Below are 15,705 nucleotides of genomic sequence, written 5' to 3'. Positions count from 1 at the left end.
GTCGCTTCCAGAAGCTTCGAGATGTTTCCGGCGCCATCCAGACCACTAGCCATCTAGCCCTAAACTGGACAAGCCAGCCACAGCGGTTAGAATGGCGCACTTTTGCGCGGGCTCAGCCTGCGCGCAATGATCACTAGCAGAGTAAATTCCATGACTCCCTTTGAACCTAAAAGCTCCTACAGCCGCGAAGAATTGCTTCTCTGTGGCGATGGCAAATTGTTCGGCCCAGGCAATGCGCAACTGCCAAAACCTAACATGTTGATGCTCGACCGCATTGTGCATATCAGCCACACCGGCGGCGAATTCGGCAAAGGTGAGATAGTGGCAGAGCTGGACATCAGCCCTGACCTCTGGTTCTTCGACTGTCACTTTCCCGGCGATCCGGTAATGCCCGGCTGCTTGGGTCTGGATGCCATGTGGCAATTGGTTGGCTTCTTCCTCGGCTGGAAAGGCAACCCCGGCCGTGGCCGCGCACTGGGCTGTGGCGAACTCAAGTTCACTGGCCAAATCCTGCCAACCGCAAAAAAGATCACCTACCACATCAATTTGAAGCGTGTAATTGAGCGCAAACTGATTATGGGTATCGCCGATGGCCGTGTATCCTGCGATGGCAAAGACATTTACTTCGCTCACGATCTGCGTGTAGGTCTGTTCCAGAACACCGACAGTTTCTAACTATCCAAAAAACGACTGTCCAAAATAACGATAGCGGGTGAGCACCTGACTGCCTGTGGCATAATGTTCACCCTTTTAACTGCGTCTGATCGCCCTTAACCGCGATCCCCGCGCTGTAGCTAAAGACAAATGAGGTAACCTATGAAACGTGTTGTTGTTACTGGAATGGGCATAGTGTCCTGTCTGGGCAATGATAAAGATGCCGTGTTGGATGCATTGCGCACCGGCCGCTCCGGTATCAAATTCCAGGAAGCCTATAAAGAGAAAGGCTTTCGCAGCCATGTTGCAGGTTCCGTTGACATCAATTTGTCTGAGCTGATCGACCGCAAGATTCTTCGTTTTATGGGCGATGCCGCCGCTTACGCTTACCTCTCCATGCAACAGGCGATTGCCGATGCAGGCTTGAGCGAAGAGCAAGTCTCCAACGAGCGCACCGGTATCATCATGGGTTCCGGCGGTGCATCTTCCATGAATCTGGTTGAGGCTGCCGATATTCTGCGCGAGAAAGGTCTGAAGCGTGTTGGCCCTTATCGTGTAACCCAAACCATGGGCTCTACCACCTCTGCATGTTTGGCGACTCCGTTCAAAATCAAAGGCGTTAACTACTCAATTTCCTCTGCCTGTGCGACCAGCGCCCACTGCGTTGGTGTAGCTCTTGAGCAAATCCAGCTCGGCAAACAAGACATCGTATTTGCCGGCGGCGGTGAAGAAGAGCATTGGACCCTGACCGCATTGTTTGATGCGATGGGTGCACTCTCTACCAAATACAACGAAACCCCTGACCAGGCTTCACGCGCTTACGATGCCAACCGCGATGGTTTTGTAATCGCAGGCGGTGGCGGCTGCTTGGTGATTGAAGAGTACGAACACGCCAAAGCGCGCGGCGCGAAAATTTACGCTGAGATCGTTGGTTACGGCGCCACTTCCGATGGCTACGACATGGTTGCTCCGTCAGGTGAAGGCGCGGTGCGCTGCATGAAGCAGGCACTGTCTACTGTTGAAGGCGACATCGACTACATCAACTCCCACGGCACCTCGACTCCTGTCGGTGACTTGGCTGAGTTGCGCGCGATTAAAGAAACCTTTGGCAGCAACATCCCCGCCATCAGCTCTACCAAATCCCTCACCGGCCACAGCCTTGGCGCTACCGGCGTACAAGAGGCGATTTACAGCCTGCTGATGATGGAAAACGATTTTATCTGCGCATCAGCCAACATCGAGACTCTCGATCCAGAAGCCGAAGGCATGCCAATTGTGCTCAAGCGCCAGGACGACGTGAAATTAAACCGCGTTATGTCTAACAGCTTCGGCTTTGGCGGCACCAACGCTACACTGGTGTTCCAACGCATCTAAGCATCGTTGAAATAGCCATAAAAAAACCGCGAGCCGCACCAGCGCCTCGCGGTTTTTTATTTTCGAATGAACACTTAGCTATTCACATTAGACCTCTGACGCCTGAACCTGTTGCCGCTGATGCAGCCACTGTTTCACCAAGGGCAATAAGCTCGGGCGCCAAGAGCGCGCCTGTATGCCGAAGTAGTCGCGCGCGCGGCGGCAGCCGAGAATGGCACTGAGGGGTTCGTCAAAGGGTTCGCTATCTTCAAGGGTAAGACTGGGTTCGGCGGTGAGGAGTTGCTGCTGGATTAGTAATTGCAATAAATGTTCGGCAAACTCGTCCTCGGTGCAAGCATCGCTGCTGCAATAGTGCATCACACCCCAATTATCGGCGCCACAGTTGATTTGCTTGGCCATGGCAACTGCCACCCGCGCCGCATCGGACAGTGAGGTAGGTGCACCACGTAAATGGCGATTCACACTCACTGAGGCACCTGCCAAAAAGGAGCCGAGCAAGCGAGTCAGCAGATTGTCACCATAAGCACCTATCACCCAACTCAAGCGCAGAATGATGTGCTTGGGGCAAGCTTCTGCAATCAATCGCTCCGATTCCACAAACGCGCGCCCGGTGTCATTGATCGGCGCGACATGGTCTTTCTCGCTGTGCGTTCCCCGGCTATCACCGCCAAATACGCTGTAACTCGACAAGTGAATAACTGGAATCGCCTTCTCTGTAATCGATGTGTCGGTACAGACTTGCGCAAGCTGGCGCACTGTTTCCACCAAAGTTGACTGCCCACCGGCTTGGAAGGCCTCCTCCCAACCGCGACAGTTGATAATCAAATCCGGCTGATGCTTGGTGAAATAGGCGCGCAGACTCTGTTCATCCGACCAATCCAGATCAGCAGCCGAAGGCGCCAGCAACTTGAATGGCTCGCGCTCCAACTCGTGCTCCAGCGCCTTGCCTAAAGGAGAAATTACATCGGTTAACAATAACTTGAATGACATTGTGCTCTGCATACCCGTAAAATTTTCCTGCATATTAGCAGTAGAACCCGCTGCCACTGCAAGGGCAAATCGAGGCGGAAAACCGTATACTGCGCGCCGCTTAAATCCGCAACCACCCAATTGGAAGGAATCAACCTCCCTATGCGCCAACCCCCGCTGAATATTTATCTCGATCTAGCCATTATTGGCGGCGGCATTGCTGGGCTGTGGTTGGCCAATCGCATCAAAAATGCTGGCTATAAATTCGCATTATTTGAAAGCAAAGCGCTCGGCAGCGACCAAACGCTGGCATCTCAAGGCATGATCCACGGCGGCATGAAATACACCCTTGCTGGCGCTCTTACCGGCGCCTCCGAAGCCATCGCCGACATGCCCAAACACTGGCGCGCCTGTCTGTGCGGCGAAGGCGATGTCAACTTGCGCCACACCCGCATTCTCAGCGATCACTTTTTTATGTGGTCGGGCGATGACTTGGGCAGCAAACTCACCAGCTTCTTCGCCAGCAAAATCACGCGTGGCCGGGTTGAATCTGTACCCGATGACCGCCGCCCGCCGCTGCTGCGCAACAAGGATTTCAGCGGCAGTCTGTATCGGCTGGAAGACATAGTCATAGACGCGCCCAGTCTGGTCACCAACCTCGCCCACAACATCGAAGGCAATTGCTTTCAGATCGATTGGTCGCAGGCGCAACTGCTCAAAGGCGATGACGGCACTGTGAGCTTATCAATTGATACGCCAGAGCAGCCGCTTATCATCCACGCCCAACGCTTTGTCTTTACTGCCGGAAAAGGCAACGCTGAACTTCTACAACAACTGGAACTGACAAGCCCGGCCATGCAGCTGCGCCCATTGCAACAGGTGATGGTGAAGCATCAGCACCCGTTCGATTTTTACGGCCACTGCCTCGGACGCGAGACAACACCGCGCCTGACCATCTCCAGCCACCGCCTGCCTGATGGCGCGCATGTGTGGTATCTGGGTGGCAGCCTTGCGGAAAAAGGCGCGCGCATGACAGCGGAAGACCTGATCGAACAGGCCAAGCTGGAGCTGAGCGAACTTATCCCCTGGATTAACCTTGAAGGCGCTGAATGGGCAACCTTGCCGGTGGATCGCGCCGAGCCGCTGCAACCCAATTTTGCACGCCCGGACAACGCCTTTATCGCCCCCGCTCAAGGGGTTAATAACCTACTGGTCGGCTGGCCGACCAAACTGACGCTGGCACCCAATCTCGCCAACCAGGCACTGGACATGCTGCAAGCTGCGGGCATTCAGCCGTCATCCAACACACAAAATTTTCATTTACACGATTATCTCGCCTACGCCGAACTAGCCAAAACACCTTGGGAACTGGCATTTCCACCGGCGATGAATGCGGAAGAGGCACTAGCACTGCGCTTTCGCGAACCCGATGAGGACAACCAAGAATGATGCCGCGCAAACGCCTCGGCCACACGGACGTCGAGATCAGCACTTTTGGCTTGGGCACCGTCAAATTCGGCCGCACCCAAAGCCTGAAATATCCACAACCCTTTTCACTCCCCAACGATGAACAGCTGCGCGAGCTACTCGCCTGCGCACGCGACATGGGCGTGAATTACCTCGATACCGCCCCTTCTTACGGCTACAGCGAGGAGCGACTGGGGGATTTGCTACGAAAGGAGCGTAAAGATTGGGTGATCTCCACCAAAGTCGGCGAAGAGTTTGAGGCGAGCAAGTTTTCAGATGAAGGCGTGTCCCGCTTTGATTTCAGCGCCAAACACACCCGCATGAGTGTAGAGCGCTCGCTGCGCCGCCTGCGCACCGACTATCTGGATTTGGTGATGATCCACTCCGATGGCAATGATCTGGACATACTGCTCAACAGCGGCGCCCTGCAAACCTTGCAGCAACTCAAGCAGGAAGGCTGGATTCGCGCGTTGGGCATATCCAGCAAAACCCTAGAGGGCGGGCTACTCGCTGCCGAGGTCTGCGATGCGGTGATGTTGATGTACCACGCCGATTACACAGATGAGGCGCCGGTAATCGCAAAATCTGCGCAACAAGGCACAGGCGTGCTGCTAAAAAAGGTTCTCGCAAGCGGCCATATCTGCCATGATGCGCCTCGCGCTCAGGCTGCAATTCACGCCACGGACGACTCTGAGCAGTCACAAGATCAGGAACAAGACCCCATCCAGCGCGCATTCAATTTTGCCTATGCGCCCACCGGGGTCACCAGTGCCGTAGTTGGCACCGTCAATATGCAACATTTGCGTGCCAATCTAATAAAAGCACTGCGCGCACAAAATAGAGCGTAAAATCCTACCGGACAAAATATGAGCAATTGGTTAGACACAGTAAATTGGAACAGCGACGGTTTGGTTCCGGCGATTGCGCAAGATGCCAAAACCGGCCGCATTTTGATGATGGCCTGGATGAATCGCGAGTCACTGCAACTTTCTGCCGAGCGCGGCGAGGCAGTCTACTGGTCGCGCTCGCGCAACAAGCTATGGCACAAGGGCGAAAGCTCCGGCCACATTCAGAAATTGTATGAAATCCGCCTCGATTGCGACGAGGACGTAGTCGTCCTGATGGTGGAACAACTCGGCGGCATAGCCTGTCATACCGGCAGGGAGTCCTGCTTTTATCGCGTATTAAAAGACGGCGAATGGCAGACTGTAGAACCGGTTCTGAAAGATCCGGCCGACATTTATCACCAGCACTAATTCTGTATCAGCAAGAACACGACATTTATGAGTAACGATATTCTCCAGCAACTGACGGAAATTCTCGAAGCGCGCAAAAACAACGCGGGCGCTGAAACCTCCTACGTTGCCAGCCTCCATCAAAAAGGGCTGAACAAGATTTTGGAAAAAGTCGGTGAGGAATGCACCGAAACGATTTTGGCCGCGAAGGATGCCCAAGCCAGCGGCGACAACTCTGACCTTATCTATGAAACCGCCGATTTGTGGTTCCATAGTTTGGTGATGCTGTCGCACCTCGGCGAAAATGCCGATGCAGTATTAAACGAATTAGCGCGCCGCTTTAACGTCTCGGGTCACGACGAAAAAGCTGCACGCACAACCAAATAACAATCACTACTTTATTTGCGAGGAAATCATCATGGGTCTCAGCGGCATCAGTATTTGGCAACTCCTTATCGTTCTGGCAATCGTGGTAATGCTGTTCGGCACCAAGCGCCTGCGCAGTTTGGGCAGCGATCTGGGCAGCATGATCAAAGGCTTCAAAAGCTCGATGAACAATGAAGAAGCGCAGAAAGATGAAGCTGAAGCGCAAAAAATCATTGATCAGAAAAGCACTACCGCCACACCTACGGGCGATAAAGTTGATCAAAACAACACCAAGGTTTAAACCGTGTTTGATATAGGTTTTACCGAACTGCTGGTGTGTATGGTGGTTGCGCTGGTGGTGATCGGCCCCGAGCAACTGCCCGGCACTGTGCGCACTGTCGGTTTGTGGATTGGCCGCTTAAAACGCAGCCTGCGCGATACTCGCCAGGAAATTGAGCGGCAGATAGGCGCGGATGACATTCGCCGCCAACTGCACAATGAAGAAGTGATGCAAAACCTTGAAGAAGCGCGTTTGCGGATTGAGCAGACCATGCGTGAATCCGAGGCGGCGATTACAGCAGCTCCAGCCAGCACACCAGCACCCAGCGCCAAAGATTATGGCCCGCCGGATGAGCTGCCGAATCACGCCCATGAAGCAGAGCAAGCGGCGCAGCCGTCGACCAGCACCACAAATACCACCACAACCAATGCCAACACCAGTGCGCAATCCGGTACAGGCCACTAAGCCCACATGAACCAATCACCTCAGGATAAAGAGCAGCCGCTGGTGCAGCATTTGATCGAGCTGCGCACCCGCTTGCTGCATATTGTGTATTTTTTGCTGGCGGTATTTGTCTGCCTGTTTCCATTTGCGACCGATATTTACGGCATCATCTCCGCGCCCTTGCAAGCGGTACTGCCGGTCGGCACCCATATGATCGCCACCGATGTCATCTCGCCTTTTTTAACGCCGCTCAAGCTGACGTTCTATCTGGCGATGTTTTTGGCGGTGCCCTTTATCCTCTATCAGATTTGGGCATTTATCGCTCCCGGCCTTTATAAACATGAGCAACAATTGGCGATACCACTGCTGATTTCCAGTGTGCTGCTGTTTTTTGCCGGTATGGCCTTTGCGTACTTTTTAGTTCTACCCATGCTGTTTAATTTTACGATGGGCATTGAGCTGGAAGGCGTAAGCACCATGACCGACATCACCAAGTATCTGGATTTGGTGCTGCACATGTTCTTCGCGTTTGGATTTGCATTTGAGATTCCAGTGGCAACTGTATTGCTGATCCACGCCGGTGTTGTCACCCCTGAAGGCTTGGCCGAGAAGCGTCGCTACATAGTGGTTGGCTGCTTTTTTATTGGAATGCTGCTCACCCCGCCAGATATTTTCTCCCAAGCTATGCTCGCCATTCCCATGTGGATGCTGTTTGAAGCAGGGTTATTTTTTGGCCGCATGGTTAAAAAGCGCAGCGAAGAACGTGATCAAACTACAGAACAAGACGAAAATCAGCACAGCTAGTCGATCGATAAAATTCGCGCCAATAAAAAACGGCCTGATTTGACTCCCAAAAGGATTACAAGTCAGGCCGTTTTGTTAGGGATCAAGTGATCCCTTAAACGCTGTTGGCTAACGCCTCCTGCAACACCGTTTTATTTTCCTCAAAACGCTTCCAGCCCAATTCGTGAAAGTAGAAAGCGACCGTATTAATTGCTGGCTCAACCAACGCCATAGTGCCGCCGATAACCACGCTACCGGTCAAGGCATAGCCTACGGAGAAAGCCACGCTGAAGTGAACTGCTGCGAATGTTGCGGTCTTTGCCATGATCTAATCCTCGCTTGCTTATGCCTATTTGGGCGGCTGATCTACGCTCTTGCGCTCAGCCCATGTGCCCATACTAGACAAGCGATAATCATTATCAAAGAAAATTGAGTGAATAAACCTAATAGAAAATAGCTATTTAAAGATTCTCTGTCTTTTACTAACGAGAGGCTGCCACTTACCACTGAGAGAACGGGTGTTTGGCGAGATTGGAGTTAAAGTAGCGCGCGTCACTCGTCACCTCCTCACTTACCCAAGCCGGACGCGTGAACAAGGTATCTTCCGCAGGTATCTCAATTTCCGCGACTACCAATCCCAAATTCTCCCCCAAAAACTCATCCACCTCCCAGATGAAGCCTCCATAGGCAATTTTGCGGCGATATTTCTCAATCAGCGGCTGTTCGCACAAGGCCAATAATTCGCGTGCATCTGCCAGTGGAATTGCATATTCAAACTCTACGCGGCTCGCACCTATCGATTGCCCTTTGATGGTAAGAAACGCCTCATCGCCCGCGATGCGCACTCGCACTGTACGCGCCTTATCGCGATTCAAATAACCCTGCGAATAAAACACCGCCGGCGCCGCGCGCCAGGCATCGCCCTGTACTAAAAATTTGCGTTCGATTTCAATTGCCATTGCGTAATTCCAAAACGAAGAAAATGTTAATTCCGGTTTTTCGCTTCAATCCATTGCCCCATGTACTGGGTACTTTTGAGTGAGTGATGGCGGAGCATTTGGCCGATAAAATTTTTGCTACGCTCACAAGCTACATTTTCTTCCAGCATCAATAGGCGCTGTTTCAAATTAGCGGCATAGTCTTCGCGATAAAAATAATCGCGTAGAATCGCAAAGCCCTGTTGCTGTTTTTGTTGCCACAGATGTTCATTGTGATAATTCGTAACCGCCGCCGCTGCAAACTCTTCGGCAGTGCCAGCAACAGCGCCCGCCCAAGGCAAATCGCCACACATGGATTCAGCACCGATACTGGTGGTGATCGATGGCGTACCGCAGTGCATCGCATCCATCAACTTACCTTTAATACCCGCTCCAAACCGCAAGGGTGCAAGACAAACGCGCGCAGATTGCATCACCGCTTGCGCATTCTCCGCCCAGCCTTTGATGTGAAAACCTTCTTTGGGATTATGTAATTGCGTCGCTTTTGGTGGCGGATAAGCGCCATAAATATGCAGCTCGACTTGAGACATCCCCACCGCAGACATTTGTGCGCGAATCAATGGCCACAATTGATGTTTAAGCCAGAGCACTGAATCCCAATTGGGTTCATGGCGGAAATTGCCGATGGCGATAAAGTTTTGTCGCGCCGAAAAATTCGGTGTAGAAGTCGTATCGATTTCTGGCTGCGATAAAAATGGACAATAAAACAATAACTGCGCAGGTACAGAAAAATAATCTTGCAGCAGCGAGATTTCAACCTCGGAAATCATTAGCGACAAGTCGCAACGAAAAATCGCCGCCACTTCACGCAGCGCCATATCCTGCGAGCACATCTGCTCATACAAGGTCGCTGCATCTGCAGTGACTACACCGACAGATTGTTTTTCCTTTTCAGACGCGCAGTGTTTTTGCTCTGCTTTTAAAAACTGCTGGCGCGCATGGCGCAGGCTGTGAAAATCTTCTGTGTCGAGAATACGCAACGCTTGCGGGCAAGTTTGTGCAACACGCCAACCAAATTGTTCTTCAGTAAAAAAGCGGTCAAACAACACCAAATCCGGTTTTAGCTCGCGCACAAATTCATCAAAGCTACTGCAATTTAACGCTATGGCTTTTTCTGCAACGCCTAATGCCGGCAAATCAAAACGATGCTCGGATAGCGCCGCTGCCGATGCAAAAGTGACATCACATTGCATCTGCAAAAACAGCTGCACCAACTCCAACATGCGTGTTCCCGCCGCAGAGGATTTTGGCTCAGGCCAGACGTAACCTATGACTAATACTGTTTTCATCGCTTGCTCTTTTGGCGGCCGCTTGGAGTAGCTTTTAGATAATTCACTACGCCCTGCCCCGCAGTACGGCCAGACGCAAAACAGCCCGTAAGCAGATAGCCGCCGGTTGGCGCGTCCCAATCCAGCATTTCGCCCGCGCAAAAAACGCCGGGCAACTTTTTCAGCATAAACACGCTATCCAACTCTTTGGCGATGACACCACCCGCACTGCTGATAGCTTCATCAATCGGGCGAGTCGCGGTTAAGGTCAGCGACAGCTTTTTAATCGCGCGCGCCAAGAGTTCGGTTTTTTCGTAAGTATTTTTGGCCGTCAGTTCACGCAACAACGCTACTTTTACTGGCGAGAGATTTAATTGCTTGCGCAAAAAATTACTCATGGAGTTTTTCTCGCGCGGCTTATTCAAACGCTGAATAATTTTTTCCAGCGATAAATCTGGCAGCAGATCGATATTCAATATCGCCGAGCCCTGCTGCTCGATTTGTTCACGCAACTCTTTTGAGAGCGCATAAATTCCGGTGCCTTCAATGCCATAAGCACTGATAATCGCCTCGGACAAAATACTGCGCGTGCGCCCCTGCGCATCAACACAACTCAAACCAACACCGTGCAGTGGCTCGCCGGAAAACTGCTCGCGCAATAACTCGCTCCACTGCGCATCAAACCCACAATTACTCGGCACCAGCTCATTCACCTGCACATCCAACTCGCGCAGCAGCGGCACCCAAGCGCCATCGGAACCCAAACGCTGCCAACTGGCACCGCCTAACGCCAACAAGACTGCATCCGCAGCGATGGCTTTGGTTATGGTCGCGCCTTCTTCATGTGCAGATTCATGCGCAGAGAAAAGCAGACATTTATTTTCATCCCACCCGAGCCAGTGGTGACGCGGATAAATTTTTACCCCCAACTCACGCAAGCGATGCAACCATGCGCGCAACAGTGGAGCTGCTTTCATCTCTTTGGGAAATACCCGCCCCGAAGTACCCACAAAAGTTTCAATCCCCAAGCCATGCACCCAATTGCGCAGCGCATCCGCATCAAACGCATTCAAGCTATTGGTGAATTGATTGTTTGCGGTGTAGCGCGAGAGAAAATCCGCTTTGGGTTCAGCATGGGTGATATTCATTCCGCCCACACCAGCCAATAAAAATTTGCGCCCGACAGAGGGCATAGCATCGTAAACCGATACCGCATGGCCAGCAGACGCAATCACTTCCGCCGCCATTAAACCTGCGGGGCCACCACCGATAATCGCTACGGTTTTTTGCGGAGGGAGATCAAAAATATCGAGTTGATTCACAATAGGGTTCACAAAAAAATGCCGATGAGAAATTAATTCTGCATCGGCATTTTTTTTATTGGCACATTGTGAGCCGGATGGATTCCGGCACTCTCTCTGAGACCGTTGCCCGCAAGGACGCGGGCAATGAGCCTCCATGGATGGATTTACGGCGAGTCTCAGAGAGAGCGCCGGTGTCCATCAGGCGGAATCGAAACTAGGGGCTAACACTGGCCTCAAACGGCGATGCAGGCAGACCGGCGCTATTATACAGATTTGCCCCCGCAGGGTTATCCGCCCAGGCATAACGCACATATTTCGGCTCGCTGATAGTATCTGCCCACACAATCACCTTATCCTTTTTAACTTCCGCCTTGGCCCAGACAAACTTCTTATCTGCACCCGCAAGCGCGATTTGCTGTAAATCGCCACCCACAGCCTGCAAACCTTTGCCCACATCCGCAAAACTCAATACCAGCTTATTGCCCTTAACACTGACTTTTTTCAGACTAGGCCCAGAAGCCAACAGCGATTTTTTACCGTAAGCCAACTTCATCGCCCCCAGCGCCAAACGCTCACCCACGGCCTGTTTATTTAACGGGTGAATATCGTTCCACTCGCCTACATCAATCGCCACCGCCATAGCAGTATTTTTTAATGCCAAGGTTTTGCGCTGCGCTTCGCGCAATTGCGCCCAACCACTTTCAGACGGCTGCGACTGTGCCGGTAAAAAATTCGCCAACTGCGCAAAAATAAACGGGAAGTCGCCCTGCTTAAATTGCGCGCGCCAATCCACAATTAAATCGCTAAACAATTGTTGATATTCATCAGCCTTGGCGACATTGGACTCACCTTGATACCAAATAACACCTTTGATTTTTAACGGCAGCGCCGGCGCCAATTTCGCGTTAAACAAAGACGATGGCAAATAATGCAAAGTCGTACCAGGTTGCATGCCATCGACCCGCGCCGCAATTTTATATTTCCACTCACCTTTTAGATCGATGCTTTCATCACCCAGCATTCGATTCGCTACCGTGGTTTCACCCAACAAGAGCGCGTAGCGTTTATCTTTTACAAAACCGGGGTTCGCTGAATAGCTGGTAATACGGATGGCGATAGTATTTTCGCCCGCTTTTAACACGCCCTCTGGCACTGCATAAATGCGCGGCGGATACATATAGCCCGTCTGCCCAACCAGCTGGCCATTAACATACACCTGATCGCCATCCACAATACAGCCCAACCAAAGCATGGCTTTTTTTGCGGCCTGCGCAGCAGTCAAGTTAATAGTTTTGCGCACCCATAAAGCACCATTAGTGAAATCTTTATCTGCCTGGTTTTGTGCCTGCTCTTTTAAAAAGCCGGGAACTTGTAGGCTGTTCCAATCTGCAGTGTTTAATTTTTCCTGTTGCCAATTATTTTTTATGCCCAGATCAGCAGCGGCCAAATTCGCATACCATTTATCGCTATTGGCTTTATCTTTTGCGATAGTTTCTTGCACATGCGCTGCGTTTTTAAATGGCTGCAATTGCTGTTGATAATGCGGATATTTTTCCAACACAGACTCACTCACCCAAGCTTGCGCAGGCGAACCACCTACAGGAATTGTTACCAACCCGATAGGCACATTATTTTCAGCGTGAAGCTTTTGCATAAAGAAAAACCCTACCGCAGAAAAGCTTGCCATATTTTCCGGCGTTGCGGTTTTCCACTGCCCCTGGGTGTAATCCTGCAACGGGCCATTAAAGGCATAAGCGACGGGAACATTAAATTCGCGAATATTGGGCTGATTGGTGGATTCGATTAACCCGGGATACTGATACTTCACGCGATTGAGCGGCAGCTCCATATTGGATTGACCGGCAGCTATCCATAAGTCGCCCATTAAAATATTGCTGCGTTTAATTTCATTGTTGCCCTTCACCAGCAACTCGTAAGGCCCACCCGCTTTAAATGCAGGAAAACTCACCGACCAACGGCCATCTTTTGCCTGGGTCGATTTTGTCTTACCCGCAAAACTGACGGTAACTTTTTCCCCCTCATCGGCCCAGCCCCAAATAGTCAGAGGCTTATCGCGCTGGAGAATCGCACCATCGCTTAACAACCGAGGAAGGGATGCATCGGCAAATGCCGGAGAGGCGAGCAGAACAAGCAGTAAACAGGGGAGCCAAGTTGATGCACCGAAAAGCCGAGCATAAGTATTTTGTAGAGTTCTCATAAGCAATCACTTTTTATGGTTATAAATGGAATGATCCGAGCAACCAATATACTTGTATACCAGACAAATGAAAACCTTATCAGCACCAATGACGATGAACAGGAACGTTTTAATTACTCAAGTTATGATTTATTTATACGAGTTTTGCTTTTGGCAGTAATACTGCCTTCGCGCATCAATTAGTAATACAAAGTAATTTCCTTTGTCGCAAAAATAAGCAATACTCGCGCTGACCTCAGGATTCCCCCAGCGAACCTTTGTCGCCTCCTCTGCAGGAAGCAAGGACCCCATATGCGCAGACCCGCTCTAATAATCAGCATCATGCTAGTGTCGTTTTTGCTAAGCGACATTCAATCAACCAGTGCTATAACCGGCGTATTATTTCCACTGCTGTTTGCGGCAGCAACACTCACGTTTATTCTTTGGTTGCTTCGGCGAGCACATCAGAAAAACATTGCGAGCAATGGTACTGATGATAGAGGAAGCACCTACCTGATTAATGACAAACACAGCAACCGAGACGTTACTGATAGCACTGATGGCGGCAGCGATTAAGTTTGTACGCGCTGATGAAAACTATTCATCTTTAAAACAACAGGCGCGCGTATTGATAAACAAGCACCACCGCAAATGATAGATACAACAAATGCACACAGGTTATTGCGTGCTTGTTGTGGATAGAAACCGGCAGCGCCGCACTGCCAAGCCCGATTAACACTCCTAACCCCGCTCCCGCCAAAACATCCGCCGGCCAATGCACGCCCAGCGCAATACGTGAAATACCAACAGCGACCATAGCGATCACAATCATTATTTTTGCAAGAACATTCAACTTCACACTCAAGAAAATAAATGTGCCCATCAAAAACGCAGTAAGCGTATGCCCCGACGGCATAGAGTAATTAGTTTCCGCCATTGTCTGCGCCAGAAAATGAAAAGTGCCCTTAAAATCAGCCGTGTATTCCGGGCGTGCCACTTCAAATACTTTTTTTAACCCTTGCGATGCAATCGTCCCCACCACTGCACCAGCCAAACCTTTTACTAAAAAATCATTGTGGGTGCGAAACAACACATAAAACAAACAACCCGCCGCCGCACCATCGCCAAGGGTAGTGATCGCACGCCACAAATAACCATTGGGAAAAACAGAATTGATATAAAGAAAAAAGGAATGATTAAGATCAACTGAAAAATGCAGTGCAGCACCGCCAACAATTAATCCAATCGCGATCAATACAACTGCAATCAATTCAACCTTATGCGACAACTTCATACTCACTCTTTGCTTGCACCAATAATGGCTGCATTGTGACAAATTTCATAAAACCAACACAACTCACCAATCCCCAAATACAACGCGATATACTCAGCGCGCACCAACGCATTAACTTTAAAAACTTCAGTTTAAAACCCATCGCAATCAAGGAATTGCCAAGGAGGCAATATGAATACAGGAATATCAAAATCCGTAGGCCGCTACGGAATTAACTCGCGCAGCGATGTGCTTTTCATCCAATCCGCATTAAATGCCTACGCAAAAAAACACGCAAACAACAGCTTCCCCCTTAAAGTCGATGGCTTATGTGGCAACAAAACCATTCAAGCGATTTTTAATTTTCAAAAAAATCACGTCGGCATCATCACCCCCGATGCCCGCATAGACCCAAACGGCAGAAGCTTCCGCCACCTAACCGCAGGCATAACATCGCCCCTTACAACATCAAGCCTGGCATCCAATAATTTGCCTATCAGCGCCGCGCTAAATCATGTCCACGTCACCTACGCCAGCGACATAAAAGAAAACCGCCGCATTGTCTCGCCTTACGCCATCAACGTAGTAAAGCTAGCTCTGCTGGAAAGCGGAATGACCCATGCGGTGATTACATCGACAGCTCGAACCACACAGGCTCAAGCAGAGATTATGTACAAAAATGCACAGCTCAATTTAAAAGACCAATATGATCTGTACAGCGTGAACGGTGACAAAGTGTTAGACGTTTATAAAAACAACAAAAACAAGAGCAGGGACGAGGTAATTAAGCTTATGAAAGAAAAAATTGATTCTTTCGACAGGAAAGGAATACGAGTTTCCCAACACTGTGTTAGTGATGAAAGTTACAAGCGTCTAAATACTTTTGATATAGTTGTAAACTCAACCCATTCTCGAAATAGTAGCTTTGATAAAAACGCATTAACGCGCTCTTTCAAGCAACTCGAAAAACAAGGATTTATAAATAAATTTATTGATGAGACCATGAAGAAAAACTCCTGCTGGCACCTCGAAATTTCGCCAAACGCAAAAGACATTAACCTTTACAAATAAAAAATTCCAACCCAATCAAAAT

The 15,705-nt window shown here is 50.4% G+C and carries 18 protein-coding genes; 11 read left to right on the top strand and 7 right to left on the bottom strand.

From position 1 onward, the window contains the following. Positions 1-150: 150 nt before the first annotated feature. Positions 151-675, top strand: coding sequence for a 3-hydroxyacyl-[acyl-carrier-protein] dehydratase FabA (fabA, locus tag SPL68_RS05925; RefSeq protein WP_323814154.1), 525 nt, complete (start codon positions 151-153; stop codon positions 673-675). A gap of 141 nt (positions 676-816) precedes the next feature. Further along, positions 817-2,028 carry a beta-ketoacyl-ACP synthase I gene (gene fabB, locus SPL68_RS05920; RefSeq protein WP_323814153.1) on the top strand — a complete coding sequence of 404 codons (1,212 nt, stop codon included), beginning with the start codon at positions 817-819 and terminating at the stop codon, positions 2,026-2,028. Between the two features lie 87 nt (positions 2,029-2,115). Here fabB and SPL68_RS05915 read toward each other — a convergent pair whose 3' ends face one another. Further along, positions 2,116-3,018, bottom strand: coding sequence for an SDR family oxidoreductase (locus SPL68_RS05915; RefSeq protein WP_323814152.1), 903 nt, complete (start codon positions 3,016-3,018; stop codon positions 2,116-2,118). 141 nt (positions 3,019-3,159) lie between these two features. On the opposite strand from SPL68_RS05915, the gene SPL68_RS05910 reads away from it, so the two are divergent. Genes SPL68_RS05910 through tatC form a run of 7 tightly spaced genes read left to right on the top strand, consistent with a single transcriptional unit; the run spans position 3,160 to position 7,593 of the window. Further along, complete coding sequence (locus SPL68_RS05910; RefSeq protein ID WP_323814151.1) at positions 3,160-4,446, top strand: FAD-dependent oxidoreductase; 1,287 nt, start codon at positions 3,160-3,162, stop codon at positions 4,444-4,446. Next, positions 4,443-5,312, top strand: coding sequence for an aldo/keto reductase (locus tag SPL68_RS05905; RefSeq protein WP_323814150.1), 870 nt, complete (start codon positions 4,443-4,445; stop codon positions 5,310-5,312). Before SPL68_RS05910 ends, SPL68_RS05905 begins: the two co-directional genes overlap by 4 nt. 18 nt (positions 5,313-5,330) lie before the next feature. Continuing rightward, entirely contained in the window at positions 5,331-5,720 is a 390-nt protein-coding gene (hisI, locus tag SPL68_RS05900) for a phosphoribosyl-AMP cyclohydrolase (RefSeq protein ID WP_323814149.1), read from the top strand. Between the two features lie 27 nt (positions 5,721-5,747). Then, positions 5,748-6,086 (top strand): phosphoribosyl-ATP diphosphatase, encoded by a 339-nt coding sequence (locus SPL68_RS05895; RefSeq protein WP_323814148.1) that lies wholly within the window; start codon positions 5,748-5,750, stop codon positions 6,084-6,086. A 31-nt stretch (positions 6,087-6,117) separates the two neighbouring features. Next, a complete protein-coding gene (gene tatA / locus SPL68_RS05890; RefSeq protein ID WP_323814147.1) occupies positions 6,118-6,366 on the top strand; it encodes a twin-arginine translocase TatA/TatE family subunit in 249 nt (82 codons plus the stop codon). A gap of 3 nt (positions 6,367-6,369) precedes the next feature. Next, a complete protein-coding gene (gene tatB / locus SPL68_RS05885) occupies positions 6,370-6,810 on the top strand; it encodes a Sec-independent protein translocase protein TatB (protein WP_323814146.1) in 441 nt (146 codons plus the stop codon). Between the two features lie 6 nt (positions 6,811-6,816). Beyond that, positions 6,817-7,593 carry a twin-arginine translocase subunit TatC gene (gene tatC, locus SPL68_RS05880; protein ID WP_323814145.1) on the top strand — a complete coding sequence of 259 codons (777 nt, stop codon included), beginning with the start codon at positions 6,817-6,819 and terminating at the stop codon, positions 7,591-7,593. Between the two features lie 94 nt (positions 7,594-7,687). Here tatC and SPL68_RS05875 read toward each other — a convergent pair whose 3' ends face one another. From SPL68_RS05875 to SPL68_RS05855, 5 genes are all read right to left on the bottom strand, one after another. Further along, positions 7,688-7,897: a DUF2061 domain-containing protein gene (locus SPL68_RS05875; RefSeq protein WP_323814144.1), complete on the bottom strand. Its 210-nt coding sequence runs from the start codon at positions 7,895-7,897 to the stop codon at positions 7,688-7,690. 175 nt (positions 7,898-8,072) lie between these two features. Beyond that, a complete protein-coding gene (locus SPL68_RS05870; RefSeq protein WP_323814143.1) occupies positions 8,073-8,531 on the bottom strand; it encodes a CYTH domain-containing protein in 459 nt (152 codons plus the stop codon). A 26-nt stretch (positions 8,532-8,557) separates the two neighbouring features. Further along, entirely contained in the window at positions 8,558-9,859 is a 1,302-nt protein-coding gene (locus tag SPL68_RS05865; protein WP_323814142.1) for a glycosyltransferase, read from the bottom strand. Then, positions 9,856-11,160: a TIGR03862 family flavoprotein gene (locus SPL68_RS05860; RefSeq protein WP_323814141.1), complete on the bottom strand. Its 1,305-nt coding sequence runs from the start codon at positions 11,158-11,160 to the stop codon at positions 9,856-9,858. The genes SPL68_RS05865 and SPL68_RS05860 overlap by 4 nt, the downstream gene beginning before the upstream one ends. 196 nt (positions 11,161-11,356) lie before the next feature. Continuing rightward, positions 11,357-13,360, bottom strand: a complete 2,004-nt coding sequence (locus tag SPL68_RS05855) for a sialate O-acetylesterase (protein WP_323814140.1) — start codon at positions 13,358-13,360, stop codon at positions 11,357-11,359. A 291-nt stretch (positions 13,361-13,651) separates the two neighbouring features. Here SPL68_RS05855 and SPL68_RS05850 point away from each other — a divergent pair, with 291 nt between their 5' ends. Further along, a complete protein-coding gene (locus SPL68_RS05850; RefSeq protein WP_323814139.1) occupies positions 13,652-13,915 on the top strand; it encodes a hypothetical protein in 264 nt (87 codons plus the stop codon). A 31-nt stretch (positions 13,916-13,946) separates the two neighbouring features. Here SPL68_RS05850 and SPL68_RS05845 read toward each other — a convergent pair whose 3' ends face one another. Then, positions 13,947-14,633 carry a phosphatase PAP2 family protein gene (locus tag SPL68_RS05845; protein WP_323814138.1) on the bottom strand — a complete coding sequence of 229 codons (687 nt, stop codon included), beginning with the start codon at positions 14,631-14,633 and terminating at the stop codon, positions 13,947-13,949. Positions 14,634-14,804: 171 nt separating this feature from the next. On the opposite strand from SPL68_RS05845, the gene SPL68_RS05840 reads away from it, so the two are divergent. Further along, on the top strand, positions 14,805-15,683 hold the full coding sequence (locus SPL68_RS05840) for a peptidoglycan-binding domain-containing protein (protein ID WP_323814137.1): 879 nt from the start codon (positions 14,805-14,807) through the stop codon (positions 15,681-15,683). The last annotated feature ends 22 nt before the right edge of the window (positions 15,684-15,705 follow it).

This window comes from Cellvibrio chitinivorans, from assembly GCF_035117775.1.
Taxonomy (GTDB): domain Bacteria; phylum Pseudomonadota; class Gammaproteobacteria; order Pseudomonadales; family Cellvibrionaceae; genus Cellvibrio; species Cellvibrio chitinivorans.
This window is presented reverse-complemented; position numbering and strand designations above follow the sequence as displayed.